We start from the raw sequence: 18277 nt of genomic DNA on the forward strand, positions 1-18277 counted from the left end.
GTTGTTTTGTCTGTTTTAGGCCTGTTTTTGAAAAAGTAGCCTCAAAACAGCGGCGCATGCAGAACCGTTCGCTTGGAAGTAGCAAGCATTTCTATCACACAAAAGTGTGGAAAAGCAGCTTCAAGAAAAGGAGTGGGAAAGGATAAAGGTGCTATTTCTTTCTTCGCTTCTTCTGTTCTTCTGCTGGCGTAAACCTAACAGGAATGGTATAAGTTACATTTACTTTGCGGTTCCCCTGCATGCTTGGGGTGAATTCTAACAATTGCACTACCCGTAGCACCTCCTGATCTGCCCATTCTGATAAGCTTTTCACAATCTTTGGGTTTGTGACAGCGCCTGTGGTGTCTATGACGAAAGTGGCCACCACCATGCCCTCTAGGTCTGCTTGAGGTGATTGTGTCATGTTATCCTTTATGAACTTTATCAACCCAGCCATGCCACCGTGCTTGTATTCAGGCAACTTTTCCACAACTCCTAGGAAAATTTTCTCATCAGTATGGGATTCAGGTAAGTCAGGGGGTGGTGGGGGTACTTGTGCTTTCAGCTCATTCGCCAGAGAGGTGAAGCCAAGGGTGAGCAGTATTCCGGCAGCCATTCGTTTAAATGAAGAGGAAGCGGGCTGTGGAGCTGTGGCCAACTGCGACTGACGGAACCGACCACATATCTCACCCCCAGATTCCAGCGCCGCCTGCAAATCTTCTTGGCATTTCTGGGTAAAGTCAATTACAGTGGTGTGGCAGCTCAAGCACTTTTTGCCGTTGTGGCACGGCTGCATGTGGTCCCAGCTTTTGTCACAGGCAAAGGCTAGGTGCACGTTCTTGATAGGGTTTTTGTCTGTCATGGGTGCCGTGCCAGAAGCATATTATAAACCGTTCCTTTTTCTGAACCGCTACCACAGAAGGTGGTAGTTTATTAAAATTACCAAAAAACGCGGGAAAGACAAGTGCTTCTGTTTTAGAGCCGCTTTTGTAAAAACAGACCTAAAATAAGCTTTGGAAAGGAAGGGAGCCTTTTGCCCTGGCAACAGGCGCAACAACCTTTCCAGTGGAATTTAGATTTAGCCGGAACACTTCCTTGAGTTTGTGAGTATCAGGTTGGGAAGAACGAGCAGAAAACGGCTAGAGTATTTTGGGCTCAAATACCAGCTGAAGGCTATAGTACAAACAAAAAGACTATGAACTTACAAAACATAAAACAAACTGTTCTGGTAACCGGCGCCAGCTCGGGTATTGGGCAAGGCATTGCCATCGCTTTTGGGCAGCAGGGCGCCAACGTAATCATTAATTACCACAGCGACGAAGAAGGGGCTTTGCACACCCTGAACCAAGTGGAAGAGGGCGGCGGCAAAGGATTTATCTGTCAGGCTGATGTTGGGAAAGAGGAAGAGGTGGCACGTTTGTTTGAGGCTGCGGTAGAGGCTTACGGTACGGTAGACGTGGTTATCAATAACGCGGGCATACAGAGAGACAGCTCTTTTTCAGAAATGACCTTAGACCAGTGGAACAAGGTGTTGAGCACTAACCTCACCGGTCATTTCCTATGCGCCCGTGAGGCCATCAAGATTTTTGAGAAAAAAAGCGCCGCCGGCCCAGAAGATAAAGCCAAAGGAAACCTTATTTTCATAAGCTCGGTGCACGACATTATTCCCTGGGCAGGTCATGTAAACTATGCCTCGTCTAAAGGCGGAATTTTAATGCTGATGAAGTCATTGGCGCTGGAAGTGGCTCCTAAGAAAATAAGAGTAAACGGAATTTCGCCCGGTGCCATTGCCACTGATATTAATGATGAGGTCTGGAAAGACGATGCCAAACGCAAAGAGCTCCTGAAGCTCATCCCGTACCAGCGCATAGGCCAGCCCGAAGATGTGGCCAAAGTGGCGGTGTGGCTAGCCTCGCCAGACAGTGACTATATTACCGGTACCACCATTTACGTAGACGGCGGCATGACCCTTTATCCGGGGTTCGTGGATAATGGGTGAGAGTGCCAATGTGGGGACAGACTTTCTTATTTAGCTTTTCTCATTTCGGGGGCATGGCCAAATCAACTTTTGACGAAATAAGTTAAAATATGTACGGGCGGGGCAGTGGAATTAACACCCTACGCTGGTATGGCTGGCCACTGCTTGTAACAGTTGGCCCTTTGGTGCCGAGGTGGAAAGGAAGAGGGTGGGAATAATGGCGTTGTAGTGGTTAGATGTGTCAATTAGAAAATCAGGTACGGTATCGCCATCAAGATCACCCACAAATAAGATGTTGATCATGTCATCATCAAAGTACTTTTCGTCTACCAGCAGCTGCGTTATCTTCTGGCCATTTTTGTTGGCGGTGAGGTACAGCTTATAATCAGACACAATAAACCAGTCGCTGGAAGGGCTTTCCCGTTCTTTTTTGCCGGTGGCGTGGAGGAGGTAAGAAGTACCCTTAAAGGTGAACGACACCTTTTCGCCAGGTAGAATCTCTGTTTTAGACAAGGCCACTGCTTCTACGCGCGGTTGTTTATGGCAGGCAGACCGGTGATCAGAACCAGAGAGCTGTCTTGGTTAGGGGAGGAAACCTCCCAGCCAGATTTGATGCTCTCATTGTCATCTACCAAAGGGTCATGAGAGCGAGTGGTTTTGATAGTGGTTTGCTGCAGATAGTAGCCGTTTCTGCCCTTAAACAGCCCGTACCATTTTTCCTGAGTGGCATTGGGCCACACTTCATCTTCGTGGAAGAAACCCTCCGTTAAGAGTTTACCTGGGCCTGACGGAGCGGCTGGGGCCTCTTCATCTGACGCAACTAAAGTGTCTGCTAACAGTTGCGGCACCTGGCTAACAGGCGTAGTTGGTGGGGTGGCAACTGTTTCTGCAACAGAGGCAGGAGTGTTACCTTATTCATTCGCTTTCTGTGAGCAAGCAGACAGAAACAACGTAGAACACAAGAAGAGCGTCGAGGTGTATTTCATAAAATCTGAAAGAAGCATCTATAGAGGCTTAACCCCGTTGGCTGAGCTCTTTCTTTGCAGCGCCAGCCGCAGACTGAACAAAGACAGCAGAAGGGTAACCGGGGTGAAAATCAGTTTCTCCCACGCATTCGCCGAGGCCAGGTTGCCCAGCGTGTTTAGTAGAAACAGCGCCACCATAGCCCACAGCACTCCTTTCAGAAAGAACTGATTGGGGTTGAAGTTGAAAAGACCGGCATAGGTGCCCACGGCCCAAATCATGAATACGTTTATGCTGATGGAAAAAGCCTCGAAACCCAGCATTTGCTCGTGGGTTTCTAACCGGCCTCCCCACACTATGTTGAACGGAATAACACCCGTAACAATGAGCAGGTGAAAGACAACCATTGCCGAAAGAATGGTGACAATACCATAAGCGGAGATTTTAGCAGAATTCATGGTTAGAGCTGAGTTGGCAGTACAAGTTGCTGAAAATACAGGAGTGGGGGCGGCTTCTGGAGGAACTCCGGCAAATATAGCAGGATTCCCGTTTTTGACCTGTTTTCTGAAAATAAAGGGTAAAACAGCCTCGGGGCCTCTGTCATCTTTGGGGGTTGTCGAATTTTAAACAAGAAAAGAGCCTGTCTACACCTTTTCTATGAAAAGAAAACTGTAGACAGGCTCTTGGTTTCTAGGGAGGATGGTGCTACACCACTATACCACCTTATTTTTTGATTAGGCGGGTCGTGTGTCTGAGTCCGTTTTCTCCTTGAATCACGATGAAATACAAGCCTGGCCTGATGCCTTTCAGATCTAAAGACTGATTGGTGGTTCCTTTCTTCAGCAGAACTCCTGTGGTACTGTAGAGAGAGAACTCCTGTTGCTTTTTCCAGGTCACCATCACCTCCCGGTCTGCAGGGTTCGGATAAACTTTAACGGCCAGCTCATCCGTGTCCTTCACCCCTAAAGGGCCTTCCCCATTGTAGACCACACTCATAAAATAGAGGTTCGTCGTGGAGCCTTTGGTAATCTGGTGCGAGCCAGCCGGAAGCGTCATTGTCAGTTTGCCTGCGCTTATGGTCTGGTCAGTTCCATTCACTTTTATGGTTCCGCTAAAGCCGGTGTTAAATACCAGCGTGAGAGTGGCCTCTTTTGTGGTGGTAAAGGAAATAGACGTGGAAGATTCAATTTTCAGGCACTGCGTCAGGGTTAAGCCGTTGTAATTGACTGTGCCTTTTGAGTCTGACAGGTTGCCGTTGATGGTGTAGAACGTACTTGTTTTACCAGCCAAGGTGAAATTATGCACCATGTCGCCTTCAGAAACGCCACTGCCGTCGCCGTTTCCGTCACCATTGTCCTCTCCGTCTCCGTTACCGCCAGTAGAAGGGACGGTGTCTCCTTGCACAGAAACTAGGCTGGTTCTGTAATTCACCAGCGCCGCTTTCAAGCCTGGGTTCACCGCCGAGGAGGCATCATCTACCGCATTGTTAAACGTCCATTTAAAGTCGCCGCCGTTCACGCGTCCTGCATATTGTTTAACCTTGTCTCTGGCTTCCTCAGGGCTGTCTGGGGTGTAGGAATACATGACATTGGCATTGGTGTCAAAGTTGTTGTAGGTGTTACTTCCGTAAGCCGATACAATAGAGCTGCTGATGGTTTCATCTCTCGTGGCGGCTACGTAGGCATCAAAATCTATGGTGGAGTTGGGGAAACCCTCTGCGCCATAAGGCACAAAACGCTGCTGCCCGGTCATGTAGTTGTTGAACGCCTTGATGGTGCCTCCGTCTTCCTTGGAAAAGGTGGCCATGTTGTTATAGTCGTTTGTCTTTTTGCTCTCGCTGTACACATCTGACCCCTGCATGGAAGTAAGCATAGGATATTTGCAGTTCCGGAAGTAGTTGCCCTCTACAAACACAGACGAACCCATGGTTGAACCTACGCCATACTTTGAATTGCCGTCATAGTAGTTGTTGTACACGTGCGCCGAGTAGAAACGGACGCGTGGGTGGCGGGAATCTGAATGGTCGTACCAGTTATGGTGGAACGTGATGAACAAGCCATCGGTGGTACTCTCGCTTAAACCAACCAAGTTGCTTTTCCCGGCATCCCAGAAATGGTTATAGGAGAACGTGATGTAAGTAGACCTTTTAGCGTCCAAAGCCCCGTCTCCTTTGGCTTGGTCTGCGTCGCCTCCGGCATCACCGTAAAAGAAATCAATGTGGTGTATCCAAATGTACTCATTGTCTTGCTGCAGGCCTATGTTATCTCCTTCTGAGCTGTTACAGTTCATAGAGCCTAGGTTGCGAACCTCCACGTTAGAGGCATTCTTGATCCGGATTCCCCAGCCATCGGCTACGGCATCGTCTCCCACGCCCTCCAGAGTGATGTAGCTAGCGGCAGAGTTGTTGTTCTCAATCACTATATCTCCGTTGTGCATCACGTCTAGGTCAGTGATCTGCCCAACCAGACGGATGATCAATGGGCGCGCATCTCTTCCCTTTTTGAAACCATCCAGAATCGTCTGCAGGCCCACGCAAGGGTTTGCGTTTGCCCCGGTAACATCAAGAGAAATAGTGTTCTTGGTATTTTCAGTAATGTACAGGATAACGGCATTGTCTTTTACGGTGCCATCTGCTTTGTAAGCGCCTGGTACCCGTCCGTTGCTGAAAGCAAAGCCTGTGCGATCATGCGGCAACACGGTAAGCGGATTTGTGGCTGTGGCGGCACCCTCAGTTCCTGAGATCACAGGCTTGATGGAAAGGGTGTAGGTGCCAGCTTTTAGACCCAACACATCGGCCCGGAGATACGAGCCATAGTTCCGGATAAGCTGGTTGTCAATTTTCTTATCAGTAATGCCCTCGCCGCTGTAGTACACGTTGTAGCTATCGGCATTGGCGGCGGGTTCCCACTTCACGTACGCCGACTCCAGCCAGCCGGCAGATTCTGTAATGGTAAGAGACTGCGCCCACACAAACACGGGGGACAGTAGTAAGAGAAGCGTAAAGATGTGTTTCATTTTTATAAAGTAAGTTAGGATGGCAGGCGAGGGTACAGTCAATTGCTTTGCTAATTCATTTGCGCAATCGATTGTACAAGTAAATATAGTTTTATTATTTCCAATTTAGCTCACATTTTTATGAAAATATTTTAATGTCATCTGCTAGCACTTTACCTAAAATATCAAATTTCTACTGTTAGATGCCAAAAAGGGGACTTTGCTCTTTGCTTAGAGAGGTATCAACAAAGCTTGGGAAGGAGCAGGATGAAAAGAGGGATGAGGGAAAAGGCCTACTCAGGTTAGAAATTAAGTTTGGGCTCGAGGCTCAGATAATTTTTCAGTTCAAGCATTTGAGCGAGCCGTTTTAAAAGTAGGCATGTTGACTACTGGCCTGTGCCTTATTTAGGACGCGATGGTTCCTTTCTTGATGTAGCCCTAAGGATGCAATGAGTTTGCTATGAATATTTTACCAAGCGATAGCGAGCCAACTTAGTATAGATGTGATCCTCCTGTGCGTTCACTTTGAATAGAGGGTTTGCTGATGTTAAACCAAGATAGAAGGCTAGGCGCTCAGGAAGTAAATTTAATTTGAATGTTACGCCTAATGGTGCTAAAATATAGTTTTTAGCACTTTTGGGAAAAGAAGACCTAAAAGAGAAATATGGCAATCGTTTGCGCAGCTTAAAGTGTAACTGATAGTTATTGCGGTGGCAGTTTTTCAAGGGAAATAAAAAGCGCCCCATTGGTTTAGCCAGCGGGGCGCTTTTGCTTGAAGCTTTGCGTAAAATATAATACTGTTTTAAGGCTCCTTTTCGGAAAATAGGCCGAAAATAGGGAATAAGCAGAGGCAGTATGATTTATTAATTACTGCCGAGGCCGGTGCCCGTGAACTTCGCGGCGCAAATTCTGGATTTCCACCTTGTTGTTGTAGTTATCAACCATGCTGCTGGTCAGGAATAAGTCTACGAGCCAACCAACGCCCAGCAACTGCCCTGTGAGCAGGTACAGTATACCTGAGCCTATCTTGCCCAGGTAGAACCGGTGCATAGACAACCAACCCAGAAAGAACCACAAGAGATACGCTGCCAGTTTTGATTTCATATGGATTGGGTGTAGTAATTGTCTATCAGATAATACATTGGAGCATTACAATCCGTTTTTCTCTGATTTCTGCTAGTGTAGTACACTCACTCATGTTCTGAAACGGTGAGCGTGAGTGGGGAGAAGTTAAGTGTGTTTCTTAAGGCCGAGGTTTTTGTTTCTGATTAGCGAGATCCACTATTTCCGTAATTCGTTTTTGCCGGGTTTCGGGGCGTTTGGCCAGCACCAGCCCCTGCAACAGAACTTTTCTGGCGGATTTGCTTAGGCGCAGGAAAAAGTCTTTCGCCGTTGGGTGCGTGGCAAAGGCCGCCTCCAGATCTTCCGGAATGACTAATTCTTCCACGCTGTCTAAGAGATTCCAGGAGCCGTTTTGCTGGGCAGTTTCTATGATTTGTAGGCCGGCGGCGGTCATGCGGCCGTCTGCTATAAGCTGTTGCACCTTGGCTTTGTTAATTTTGGACCAGGTGCTCTTAGGTTTGCGTTTGCTGAAAAATTGGTGCGCTTTTTCTTCGTCTATCTTTACTTTCTTGCTGTCTATCCACCCATAGCAGAGGGCTTCCTCCACGGCCTCGGCCCAGGTGATGGTGCTTTTGCCTGATTTTTTGGTGTAGAAAATAAGCCATACCGCCTGGCTGGAAAGGTGGTTTGTTTCTAACCACTTTCGCCAGGCGGCACGGTTTGCCGGATAAAAGATTTCTACTTCTTTTTGCTGCATTTATTTGACTACGGTGGCTTCCAGTTCTACGGTCAAGGTAGCGAAAAGTCCTTTTATCTCCAGCAGGGTAGTGGCCTGCTGAATGCCGTGCTTCTGCAGGAACGGCACGTACACATCCATGCAGGTCATGAAAAATTCCTGGGTAGAGGTGGTGTACACGTTCAGCCGTACAATGTTCTTGCATTCATAGCCCGATTCGCTGATCAGGAGCTCCAGGTTGGCGATGGTCTGCAGGAGCTGCGACCGCATGTCAGAGGTGCTGGGGATGCCGTTAGCGTCCAGGGCTACCTGTCCCGAACAGTACAGCGTGCCGGTTACGTTTTTTACTTCCACCGCTTGTGCCGAGTTGGTGTTCCTGCCCCAGGCCCAGGGGTCTACTGTGTGCTTTTCCATTTCTTTGTGGTTTTAAAGTTTACTCTGCAAAGGTGGAGCGGCCTGGTGACAGCGGTATGTCAGGGGTACAATAAGCGCTTAATGGTATTGATCAAAATATTCCTGCAGGGTCATGTGGTGAGGAGTGAACTTCTCTGGAAGCACCTTCAGTAGCGTGATTCTGTCTAACCGGAAATATCTGAACTGGGTGCGTAACCGGCACCAGGCAATGAGCAGCCAATTCTCAGTGGTGCTCACCAAAGCAAAGGGCTCTATGGTGCGGCTGGTGGCGGTGCCTTGCTCGTTGGTGTACTCTATGTGTGCCAGGTAAAAGTTGGTAAGGGCATTCTGCAGCTGCGAGAGGTGGTTGCTGTTCCGGTCTCGGGTAAGGTTCTGCTCAAAGCGAGTCCGGTCGGCTAGCAGGTTAGCTTTGTCTTTTTCGGCGGGCCGGAGCACGGCTTTTATTTTGTCAATGGCCTCAGTGTAATCTTTAATGAATGAGGAGTCTTTATTCTTCAGCACCAGTTGCTCGGCCAAAATCAAGGCGTTGGCCTGGCTTTCGGAAAACATGACCGGCGGAATTCTGTACCCTTCCAACAAGGTATAGCCTTTGCCGTTTTCGGTGACAATTGGCACACCTGCCTGCTCCAAAGCCCGCATGTCGCGGTAAATGGTTCTGACGCTTACCCTGAACTTCTCTGCCAGATCAGGCGCCGTGGTGAGCCGCTTGGTTTGCAGCTGCGTCAGAATAGCCGTCAGGCGAGAGAGCCGGGTGGTGTCCTTGTCGTTCATTTGTCTGTCTGCCCTATTTTTCAGGAATGCAAGATGGTTGAATGTCTGGTAGAAAAGAAGGGATTAGTGCTTTGGTTAATTTCTTCTCCATAGAAAAGCATTAGAAACGAAAAGTTGTTTTTAGCCTGTTTTAAGAAAAACAGGCTAAAAACAACTCGTATTTGGGATAGTTTATATTTATCAACCTGAAGGTAAGTCTTCCCTGATCCCTTGGTAAGAAGTGTAGTGTCTGCTGTTATAAACGAATTCTTTTAGAAAAAACAGTTTACTTCACTAGAACCGGTTTATTGTACTCAATCTGCCCGTACTTGCCGTTGAAGAAATCACGGTAGGCCAGAGCAATTTCAGCTTTGCTGTTCATCACAAAAGGACCTTCGGCTACAATTGGTTCTGCGTAACGTTCGCCCCCGAAGAGAATCACATCAATGGCGGTCTCCTGCGGATTTGTGATTTCTACGGAGCCCTCAGAGCGGTCAAACTCCACAAACTCGTTGGCGGTGTGCTCGGTGCCGTTTAGTTGCGCATTGCCAGCCAACAAGAAGGCAGCGTACTCTACCCCAGCACTCGTTTCTTGCTTGAATGTTTGGCCAGGCTCCAGGTGCAGGTGATACAGGAACTGCTCAGAATAGCTGGGAATAGGCGAGGCCAGTTCTTCATAGCTGCCGGCAATGACCTTGATCCAACCTTTGCCATTTTCTAACATCTTTTGCGGAACCTCTGCGGCCTGTACAGCTAAATATGCAGGAGCTTCGGCTTTGTGTTGGCTGGGCAGGTTGATCCAGAACTGCATGGCGTGGGTGAGGCCAGTGGTTTCCGCTGGGTTGGGGTTTAGGGTTTCGTCATGGATAACACCATTGCCCGCTTTCATCCATTGAATGCCGCCGCTGGTTACTTTGGCGTGGTGGCCGGCACTGTCAAAATGCTCGCCTTTGCCGTGTAGTAGGTAGGTGAGGGTGGCAATGCCGCGGTGCGGATGCGCGCCCGTACCAGTTTGCATTCTGCTTTCAGTAGGCGCATGTACTTTGGGTGTAATATGGTCCAGGAACACAAACGGACCCACAGCCTGGGCGTAGCGGTTAGGCAGCATGCGGTAAATGAGGAGGTCTCCAATATCGGCGCGTTGGCCGCGGGTAGAAAAGCTTACGTTCTTTTTCATGGCTATGTCTTTTTAGCGTGGCGTCCTGGGGCTGATGATCATCGCCGGCAGGAACAATACAAAGGTGCAGCCCAACCCCGCCTGAACACGATGACCTAGGGTAAAAAAAGACGTTGACAAATGTCAACGTGTGCAGCAAGTATCAGGTAGCAACATCAATGATGGCAAGTACAAGAGAAAGCTCCCTACAAATTAGGTGTTAACGTAAATGCAGGCTGCCGTAATCCCGCAATTCCCCTCTTGGGAGGGGTAGGGGTGGGTTCACTTCTGTGAGCAGCGCTATTTGGGTAAAACCTGTTTCTAACCTGTTTTCGTCAAAACAAGCCGAAAACAAAAAAAAGCTACCCCTTGCACGCAAGACACCGTTAATGCACCTGCTGCTTGCGTATGCGGCTGAGGGTTTCTTTGGTGATGCCCAAGTACGAGGCAATAAGGTGTTGTGGAAACCGCTGCACAAATTCCGGGTGGCACTCAACAAACTCCGCGTAGCGTTTCTCGGCGGAGAAGCTGATGGCGGCATTGATGCGGCGTTGTGTAGCCATGGAGTGGCGGTCGTCCATTCGCCGGGCCATCTGCAGGAGGGTAGGCACCTCTTCATACAGTTGTAGCAAATCTGCTTTTTCAATGACCAGCAGTTGGGTGTCTTCCCAAGCATCTATATTGTACAAAGAAGGCGTGAGCATGAGAAAGCTTTCCCGGTCACCAACCCACCAGTTTTCTACCGCAAACTGCACCACGTGTTCGGTGCCCTTTTCATCTACGCTGTACTGCCGCATAGCCCCGCTTACCACAAAAGCCATGTAGCGGCTAATATCTCCCTCCTGCAACAGGTACTGCTTCTTCCGCAGCTTCTTCGGGTGGAAGGCCTCTTGCACCAGCGCCTGCTCCTGCTGGGTGAGCGGGGTTTGGGTGTAGTGGGTGATGTAGGTGAAGAGGGATGAGTGCATGGTTGAAAAAGAATACAAAAGAGGAAGCAGGAGGCTCTGAAAAGCCTTATCGATTCATATTATTTAACTTTTATCAGACTAGATCTATTTCTAATGAATAGAGTTAGAATATTCTATTGTGGTCGCTACTCGTCTCCTGTTCAATAATTACTTAAATTATATGGGTGTAACAGCTGAGTTGAATGAAGTCCCCTGTATTATGTCTGATTCGGTCCCTAAATCTTGAGTTTCACTACTATATTTAACCCAGTCATATATACTTAAAATTTTTCTATAATCTGTAGTCGGATTTGAGGATGTTTCTCGAAGATAACTTTCAGTTAATTCTAATGGTATATTCCGGTAGAAAGTGTTCCAGATAATAGAACTGGTTTTGTATGATGAAGGAATAGTCTCGTCTGCTAAAATATCGGTCACAGTAATGTGTGTTTTTTGTGAAGCCGGTTTTATATTTTTAAGACATTCATCAATGTTCTTTACTTGTTGCTCTTTTAGTTTTTCTATCGACTGAATTTGTGAATTTATTTTACTAAAACCGAAGATTGGAAAATATTGAGCAGCTTGAATTTTATATTTATCTATTAAAAATAAGATTTGATAGTTAGATTCATCTATAATTTTAAAGTAATTGGAAAGTAGTTCAGCTGAAGTTTCATAATGGTAACTAATGGTTTTCGTTGAGCCAATTGCTAATATTTTATCACCATTCCTCAAAGTGTCTAAATCCTCTGTTATGCTAACTTTAATTTCACCCCCAGCATAAATTTCTTTCACTACATTTTGAACTTTCCTAACATCTAAGGCAGTAACAGGTAAATGAATGTTAGAAATTGAGTTGTAAAGTTTTGAGTAATTATCAGTTTTAACCTTATTAATTTGAATTGTGAGCCCTTCATTTAAAACTATATCATGCTCACTTATTATGTCATTGTCATCCCCAGGGCTATATTCCACGAGTAAAAAATTACTTTTAATTTTAGACGCTGATTCTGAATTATGTTCAACATAAGAAAAAATAGTTCTTAATATTTTCTTTATGTTGTCATCACCTACATTATATCCTAGAAATATTATGGGGTTGTGGATAAAGAGAGAGAGTAGTTGTGCTCTAATTAGTTCGTATTTTTCATCGAATCCTTTATAATCTTCTTCAGTTATAATTATTTTATCTGGCTATTGGTGACATCCATGTATTTTATATACCGAACCATAAGGGTTGCTTAATAGTATATTATTGCCTACAAGTTTATTGAATTCAAAAAAATTTTCTATTAGGGAATCATAGTTTGTTGTAATGATTGAGCCTATGTTTTTTCTTATTTTTCTTAACTCTTTTAAGTCTTCTTTTTTTTCTTCTTTAAACATTAAAGAAGAAAAAATTTCTGCAATATAAATCTTGAACCTGCTTAAGTTTTTTCCATTCTGCATATTTTCATAAAAAATGTCATTAATGCGCTCGAACTTACCCCGTCTATCATCTTGTAGTTGTTCATTAAAGTCTTTTTCTAGTATCGACGCTATTTTTAAAAAGTCAAACTTATTGTTATGGAAGCACTTTGATTTGATGTCTAGATAGTATTCATCATTTTCTTTTAAATCAAAAGAAATTTTTTTTAATAGCCCATCCCAAGTATAGGAGTTGTCAAGATATCTTAAGCTAATACCAATACCAATAAATAGAATAGGATGATTTTTATATCTTGAGATGAATTCTTCTATTTTCATATGATTTATAAATCTGTTGCTAGACAATGTTTAATTTGTAAATATATGCATCTAATATAGGATTTATTTTATTATTAAAAATATTAATTTCTGTTAATAGGTTTATGAGCTATTTTAGTCATTGTTTAACATTTTGCACTCATTCCTGCATACTAACATGACTCATGCACTCGTTCTCCTTCACTATCAGTATACCGTGATAAATGAATTCAAGCAGTAGGCATTCCGGTGATTTCCCTCTTCGGGCAGTACCTCACACACAATCCTATCAGGCTGAGCCTACAAATTCAAAAACAAAAAAGGTGCTCATCCGCCTCTCCAGGCAGATAAACACCTCTCCCAATCCTGACCAAACAGGAAACGCTAAACTTCCCCCGCTAAACTTCCACCTCAAACCCCACCGATTGGCTTACCTCCACCCACTGCGCAAACTCCTGCCCCAGGCTGTCCAGTTTAGCGGTGGCCATGTCATAGGCGTCTGAACCTAAGAGCAAGTGCACGGGTGGGTTTTCAGAAGTGGCGGTTTGGATGAGGGCGGCGGCTACTTTCTCGGGGTCGCCAGGTTGGTTGCCGTTAATCTGCTCCTGGTGCAGGGTCTGCATTTCACGGGCGTTGGCGTACTCGGCCATAGGAGACTGCGGCGTGACCAGTGAGCTTTCGGTTAAGAAGTTCGTGCGGATGTAACCCGGCATGACCACCGTTACCTTGATGTTGAACGGTTCTACCTCCACGGCCAGTGCTTCGGTGAAACCGTTCACGGCAAACTTGGTGGCGCAGTAAACCCCGAAGCCCGGGAAGTTTCCGTTCATGCCCCCAATGGACGAAATGTTGAAAATGTGGCCGCTGTTTTGGCGGCGCAGGTACGGCAGCGCTTTCCGGATCACGTTCAATGCCCCGAAGACGTTCACCTCAAAATTCTTCCTTGCCTCCTGGTCTGTGAGTTCTTCCAGGCTGCCCAAAAGGCCGTAGCCCGCGTTGTTCACCACCACGTCTACCCGCCCGAAGGTTTCCACGGTTTTGGCCAGGGCCTGCGCCACGCTTTCCTCGTTTGTCAAGTCCATAGCCAAAGGCAGAAACTGATTTGTAGAAAAAGCAACGGCTTGAGGGAGCTGTTTCACGCTACGGGAGGTGGCGGCCACCGCATGCCCTTGCTGCAACAGCTGGCGGGTGAGAGATAGGCCAATGCCTTTAGAGGCGCCGGTAATGAACCACACTTTTTTGGTTTGATTTTCCATGGTTTCCAAGGTTTTAAGTTTCGAGCATGTTTGCATTTGTCTTTTGCGCTGCAAAACGGCATATAAAGAACCTGCCTTCGTGCTTTTTTCTCACCATAGCGCTGCTATGCTGCTCAAAAACCACATCGGCAGAACCTTTCTCTGCCATTTTTCGCTAGCAAAATCAAAATGTAAACAAGCTCTTAAAACAAAGGTAGGGCAGGGGCGGACGGCGGTGTTTGCGCCTATCAAACCATCACTTGCAAAAATCAAACATGCCGGAACTGCGAGGGCGGCAACGAGGTGTGCTTCTTGAAGAAATTATTGAAATGCGCGGGTTCTTCAAAGCCCAGGCTGTAGCCAATCTCCGAGATGTTCCAGTCAGTGTGCTTGAGCAGAGCCATGGCCTCGCTCACTAGTCGCGACGAAATAAGCTCCGTAGTGGTTTTGCCAGTGGTTTTCTTGATGGCGCGGTTCAGGTGGTTCACGTGCACTGCCAGCTGCTCGGCAAAGTCTTTGGCTGATCGCAGCTGGAACCGCTGGCCAGGTGATTCAATCGGGAACTGGCGCTCCAGCAACTCACTGAACACGGCGGTAATACGGGCATTGGCATCTGGGTGTTCATACAGTACTTCGGCCGGTTGGCTCTTCAGGGCGAAGTGCGTCATCTCGGTCACGTAATTGCGCAGCAGGTCGTACTTATACAGGTAGTCAGAACTGATCTCCGACAGCATCTTCTCAAAAATTGCCGTCACCTGTTGCTCCTGCTCCTCATTTAAAGGGTAAAACGGTTTTCCGCCCAAGGCGAACATAGGCAAATCCTGCAGGCTTCCCCGTATCTTCTCAGTGAAAAAAGCCTCCGTGAAAATGCAGAAATACCCGCTGGGCTCCCCAGAAACCGCCTCCCAAGTGTACGGCACCTGCGGATTGAAAAACATGAGCGTTGTGCCTTTTACCTCCACGCTTCTGTCAGCGTAATGGTACCGGAAGTGCCCCCTGATCAGGGAGATTTTGTAGAAATCGCGGCGGCTGTAATTGGCGGGGGTAAGGGCGCAATCTTCTAGCCGGAATACATTAAAATGCCCAAGGTCTTTCTTCAGGTTTTCGGGAAGTCCCTTGAATTTGTGCTGGTAAAATTCTTCTAAAGTCTCTGTAGGTGCCATGATGGAAGATAGGTGATTTCAGGGGATCTGTTTGTTATGTTTTCGGCCTGTTTTCTGAAAAGCAGACCGAAAACTCTTTTCTAGGTCAGTCCTTTTCTCAAATATTGTGCACGCATTTCGTCCCCCTTTGAAGGCTCGGGATGATTACTCGTGCAGATTAGGTATTCCCGAGAATCGTTTTCTTGCTCTTTTAGTAGTTGTTATTGGTTCTTCTGATGCCCTTGTCATCCCCCTACCCCCTTCAAAGGGGGACGATCGGGTATCGTCATATTAGTAAACTTGCCGAAGGGAATGAGCCGCACTTGCCTACGCTGCTTAGAAAGGCACGGATTTGCTTCCGCGCCATAGAGGGCAGCGCATTTGATCAACAAGAGCCGCGGATTGCAAATCCGCAGGTATTTAAGTTCGGGATTGCAAATCCCGAACAGCTTGTCCAAACAGCTGGGGCTCGAGCAGCTTATTATTCTGAAGTTCTGTTTTTAACCTGCTTTCAAGAAACTAGTGCTTCTCTAATTTAATTCTTAGAAGAATCGAACAGGAGTTCAGACTGACTTTTCTTATCCTCTTACAATTTCTAATTCTTAATTTCTAATTTTTAATTTGAAAGAGCACCAGCCCCAAAACAGTAAACTACTGCTCTTCCCGATATAGCACCATTCCGGCGTGGTAGAGAATGCCGTCTTTGAAATCACCGTCGGCGGTGAAGCCGGTGTCATCTTGGTAGTCTATGTGGTCTCCGGTGAGGGTATAAGAGCCTTGGTAGGCGCTTTGGCGGGAGCCGCGGGCTTCGTCGTAGCGGCCGTTGGGCAGCAATTCGTGCCGAATGTAACCGTCGGCGGTGACCCACATGCCCACGTAGGGGTGTGCTTCTTCTTTCATAATCTTGTCTTTAATTGCCTGGCGAGAATGAATTCTTTCCGTATTTCCTGATTACAAAAGTAGAAGGAGAGAAGGCGAAGGTGTTTGCCTGTATCAAACCATTGCTTGCAAAATTCAAACAATCGGGGCGGGGGAGAAGAGTAGTTCTAAAGCACTGGGCTCTGTAAAAGTCATTTCTGATTTGGGCCTGTTTTACCAAAATCAGGCCCAAATCAGATTTCTGCTGCTAATTAGGGTCGGTTATTTGGCTCAGTACACTTGATAAATAGATCTGGAAGCCTAAGTTAAGGGTAATGCCGGTTAACCCTCTGCTTTGAAAAGTATTAGAGGACAAATTAGCCTTGTCATAATTGAGCATCAATTCAATGCCCACGTGCTCATTCAAGAACTGGGTAACACCCGCCCCGAAACCGTAACTGAAATATCCTTCAGCGTCAGGCCTGTTCATATAGTTATAATCATCGTTGAAATTAGTTCCTACTCGGTTGTACCCCGCGCGTCCCTCCAGTAACAGTTTAGTAGGCGAAGAGCCAAAGTAGCCTCTAACAAAAGGCGTAAGGCCAATGGTGTAGAGTTTATAATAATCAGTGGTAGAATAAGCCACCGGAATGCCTGTGCCCAGAGCAATGTTATCTGCCACAAAGGTGCCAAAGCGCGGGGTTAACGAAAGAGCGGTGGTGTTGTCTGGGCCTTCAGTGTCAATGTAAAGGCTGCCGGAACCGCCAATAAGCCTTGCGCCTTTTTCTGTTTGGGCCTGTGCCGAAGCAATGAGGCAAGAAAAGAGAAAGATGGTGAAAAAGACCTTTTTCATGTGAAGATGGAATAATTAGATAGATAAAATAAGGAAGCTAAAGAAATTCCTTTTGGTCTAGGGAGCCAGTACAGCCTGCTTTACCCCTGCACCGCAATCTTCAACACCACTTTACGCACCACTTCCTGCGTAGCCAGAGGGGCATGCACATCATTGGGGAAGAAGATGGTGAAAAAGCCCGCCGGTACGTCAAACCAACTGGTAGGCTTCACGTCGAAGAAATAGACATCGCGCTCGGCAGAGTAGGGCTCTATGGAAGTGCCGCAGGAAGAAAGGTCTTGCCAGCCCATGTGATCAGTTCCCCGCACAATATACTGGATGTCAATGTACCGCTGGTGCGCTTCCATTTTAGCGTCTGCCTTGGCTACACCAGGCCCTTCAGAGAGAATGGCAAAAAGATCATCGCCGGCTAGTTCTATCTTGCCGGTGGGTAAATTCTGAAGATCTGCTTCTTGTAGAAACTGAAAGGCTTGCTTGAACAGTGGGTGCAGTGCGTAGTAGCGAGCGGCGTGTTGCAGAGAGTCTAAAACCATAAGTCTTTTTTGTAAAGGAAAGGCGAGAAAGCGTTGGTGAAAACTGCTGTTAACGCAAGCTAGTATACTTAAAACCACCCAAAGCTTCTGCTGAGTAGGTTGGTAAATTGCACCATTTTAGGCCAATTACCAAAGAGTAACATCTATTGTTTAAGAAGCAGAGGCTGTTTACTTCTCTTCGCATTGGTTAAATCTGCTGCCATGCATTTTCCTGAAGGAGTACTTTCCACTGCTAATCACGAGAGAATCTAAAGGATTGGCTTCATTGTACAGGGTGCCGGAGAAGGTACCTTGAATGCCTGTTAAAGCAACAGAACCAGAAATAGGGTGGAAGGCGGCTACGGTGACCCAAAAGTTTGCTTTATCACTTCTGTTAACGTAGCGCCGTGAAGGTTCACCAGGTTTGTTTTGGTTATAGATCACAAAGGAGTCAAAGTTTTGTTTATAGGTGCCGGTAAGGGGGTAGGTGCCTGTATTGGTCACGTTCATGAACTGAATCAGCAAAACATCCTCACTTCTATAATCAGCCAAGCCCTGTGGGTCTTTATACGCCCAGATGGTATAAAATGGAATCTCGCCTTGTGCTCGTACAAGCCCCGATTGGTCCAGGGAGAACGTGCGGCTGCAGGCATCTTGTTCTCTCTGACCTGGTACCCATTCCTGATTTCCTATTTTCATGCTGAAGGTGTTCAGGGGCAGGCTTGCTTCTCTAACTGGCGTTCCTTCATCATCTGAGGTGCAACTACTAACCGCTAGCAGTAGTATTGCCAGTGCCAGAGAACTAACCCTCATGCTTAAAGTCTTTGTTTTGGTGGGAGTTATTCGTTTTTCCATGGGGGTAGAATAAAGGTATGACACGTTGTTCTCTGGTGTGTATTTAAGGGGGTGGGTACACGGTAGTCTCCACCTTAAGCGTTGTTCTATGCGCAAGGCATCAACACGCTTAAGGTAG

20 protein-coding genes are annotated in these 18277 nt (G+C 46.8%); 1 reads left to right on the forward strand and 19 read right to left on the reverse strand.

Going from position 1 to position 18277, the window contains the following annotated elements:
* Positions 1-151: 151 nt before the first annotated feature.
* Positions 152-841: an energy transducer TonB gene (locus A8O23_RS15335; RefSeq protein ID WP_066622866.1), complete on the reverse strand. Its 690-nt coding sequence runs from the start codon at positions 839-841 to the stop codon at positions 152-154.
* Positions 842-1174: 333 nt separating this feature from the next.
* Between A8O23_RS15335 and A8O23_RS15340 the strand changes: the two genes are divergently transcribed.
* Positions 1175-1978, forward strand: coding sequence for an SDR family oxidoreductase (locus A8O23_RS15340; RefSeq protein WP_066622876.1), 804 nt, complete (start codon positions 1175-1177; stop codon positions 1976-1978).
* A gap of 111 nt (positions 1979-2089) precedes the next feature.
* Here the strand turns inward: A8O23_RS15340 and A8O23_RS15345 are convergent, their stop codons facing one another.
* From A8O23_RS15345 to A8O23_RS15435, 18 genes are all read right to left on the reverse strand, one after another.
* A complete protein-coding gene (locus A8O23_RS15345; RefSeq protein WP_153042231.1) occupies positions 2090-2470 on the reverse strand; it encodes a hypothetical protein in 381 nt (126 codons plus the stop codon).
* Between the two features lie 11 nt (positions 2471-2481).
* Positions 2482-2805, reverse strand: coding sequence for a hypothetical protein (locus A8O23_RS15350; RefSeq protein ID WP_066622882.1), 324 nt, complete (start codon positions 2803-2805; stop codon positions 2482-2484).
* A 156-nt stretch (positions 2806-2961) separates the two neighbouring features.
* Positions 2962-3378: a hypothetical protein gene (locus tag A8O23_RS15355; RefSeq protein ID WP_066622885.1), complete on the reverse strand. Its 417-nt coding sequence runs from the start codon at positions 3376-3378 to the stop codon at positions 2962-2964.
* A gap of 265 nt (positions 3379-3643) precedes the next feature.
* Positions 3644-5935 carry a pectate lyase family protein gene (locus A8O23_RS15360; protein WP_066622888.1) on the reverse strand — a complete coding sequence of 764 codons (2292 nt, stop codon included), beginning with the start codon at positions 5933-5935 and terminating at the stop codon, positions 3644-3646.
* Positions 5936-6781: 846 nt separating this feature from the next.
* The gene (locus A8O23_RS15365; protein WP_066622891.1) at positions 6782-7018 is read right to left on the reverse strand and encodes a TM2 domain-containing protein; all 237 of its coding nucleotides are present in this window, start codon (positions 7016-7018) and stop codon (positions 6782-6784) included.
* 139 nt (positions 7019-7157) lie between these two features.
* Positions 7158-7733, reverse strand: coding sequence for a YdeI/OmpD-associated family protein (locus A8O23_RS15370; RefSeq protein ID WP_066622894.1), 576 nt, complete (start codon positions 7731-7733; stop codon positions 7158-7160).
* Positions 7734-8126, reverse strand: a complete 393-nt coding sequence (locus A8O23_RS15375; protein ID WP_066622897.1) for a RidA family protein — start codon at positions 8124-8126, stop codon at positions 7734-7736.
* A gap of 78 nt (positions 8127-8204) precedes the next feature.
* Positions 8205-8897 (reverse strand): helix-turn-helix transcriptional regulator, encoded by a 693-nt coding sequence (locus A8O23_RS15380; RefSeq protein ID WP_066622907.1) that lies wholly within the window; start codon positions 8895-8897, stop codon positions 8205-8207.
* Positions 8898-9162: 265 nt separating this feature from the next.
* A complete protein-coding gene (locus tag A8O23_RS15385) occupies positions 9163-10053 on the reverse strand; it encodes a pirin family protein (protein WP_066622910.1) in 891 nt (296 codons plus the stop codon).
* Between the two features lie 365 nt (positions 10054-10418).
* Positions 10419-11000 carry a Crp/Fnr family transcriptional regulator gene (locus A8O23_RS15390; RefSeq protein WP_066622913.1) on the reverse strand — a complete coding sequence of 194 codons (582 nt, stop codon included), beginning with the start codon at positions 10998-11000 and terminating at the stop codon, positions 10419-10421.
* Positions 11001-11156: 156 nt separating this feature from the next.
* Positions 11157-12164, reverse strand: a complete 1008-nt coding sequence (locus tag A8O23_RS21770) for an SIR2 family protein (RefSeq protein ID WP_204377709.1) — start codon at positions 12162-12164, stop codon at positions 11157-11159.
* 9 nt (positions 12165-12173) lie between these two features.
* On the reverse strand, positions 12174-12725 hold the full coding sequence (locus A8O23_RS21775; protein ID WP_066622919.1) for an SIR2 family protein: 552 nt from the start codon (positions 12723-12725) through the stop codon (positions 12174-12176).
* A gap of 377 nt (positions 12726-13102) precedes the next feature.
* Positions 13103-13960 (reverse strand): oxidoreductase, encoded by an 858-nt coding sequence (locus A8O23_RS15405; protein ID WP_066623031.1) that lies wholly within the window; start codon positions 13958-13960, stop codon positions 13103-13105.
* Between the two features lie 248 nt (positions 13961-14208).
* On the reverse strand, positions 14209-15102 hold the full coding sequence (locus tag A8O23_RS15410; protein WP_066622921.1) for a helix-turn-helix domain-containing protein: 894 nt from the start codon (positions 15100-15102) through the stop codon (positions 14209-14211).
* A gap of 630 nt (positions 15103-15732) precedes the next feature.
* On the reverse strand, positions 15733-15981 hold the full coding sequence (locus A8O23_RS15420; protein ID WP_066622929.1) for an Atu4866 domain-containing protein: 249 nt from the start codon (positions 15979-15981) through the stop codon (positions 15733-15735).
* A gap of 226 nt (positions 15982-16207) precedes the next feature.
* The gene (locus A8O23_RS15425; RefSeq protein WP_066622932.1) at positions 16208-16792 is read right to left on the reverse strand and encodes an outer membrane beta-barrel protein; all 585 of its coding nucleotides are present in this window, start codon (positions 16790-16792) and stop codon (positions 16208-16210) included.
* A gap of 80 nt (positions 16793-16872) precedes the next feature.
* Positions 16873-17325, reverse strand: coding sequence for a YhcH/YjgK/YiaL family protein (locus A8O23_RS15430; protein ID WP_066622940.1), 453 nt, complete (start codon positions 17323-17325; stop codon positions 16873-16875).
* Positions 17326-17493: 168 nt separating this feature from the next.
* The gene (locus A8O23_RS15435) at positions 17494-18159 is read right to left on the reverse strand and encodes a DUF5025 domain-containing protein (protein WP_066622943.1); all 666 of its coding nucleotides are present in this window, start codon (positions 18157-18159) and stop codon (positions 17494-17496) included.
* Between the last annotated feature and the right edge of the window lie 118 nt (positions 18160-18277).

This window comes from Rufibacter roseus, from assembly GCF_001647285.1.
In the GTDB taxonomy this organism is placed as follows: Bacteria; Bacteroidota; Bacteroidia; order Cytophagales; family Hymenobacteraceae; genus Nibribacter; species Nibribacter roseus.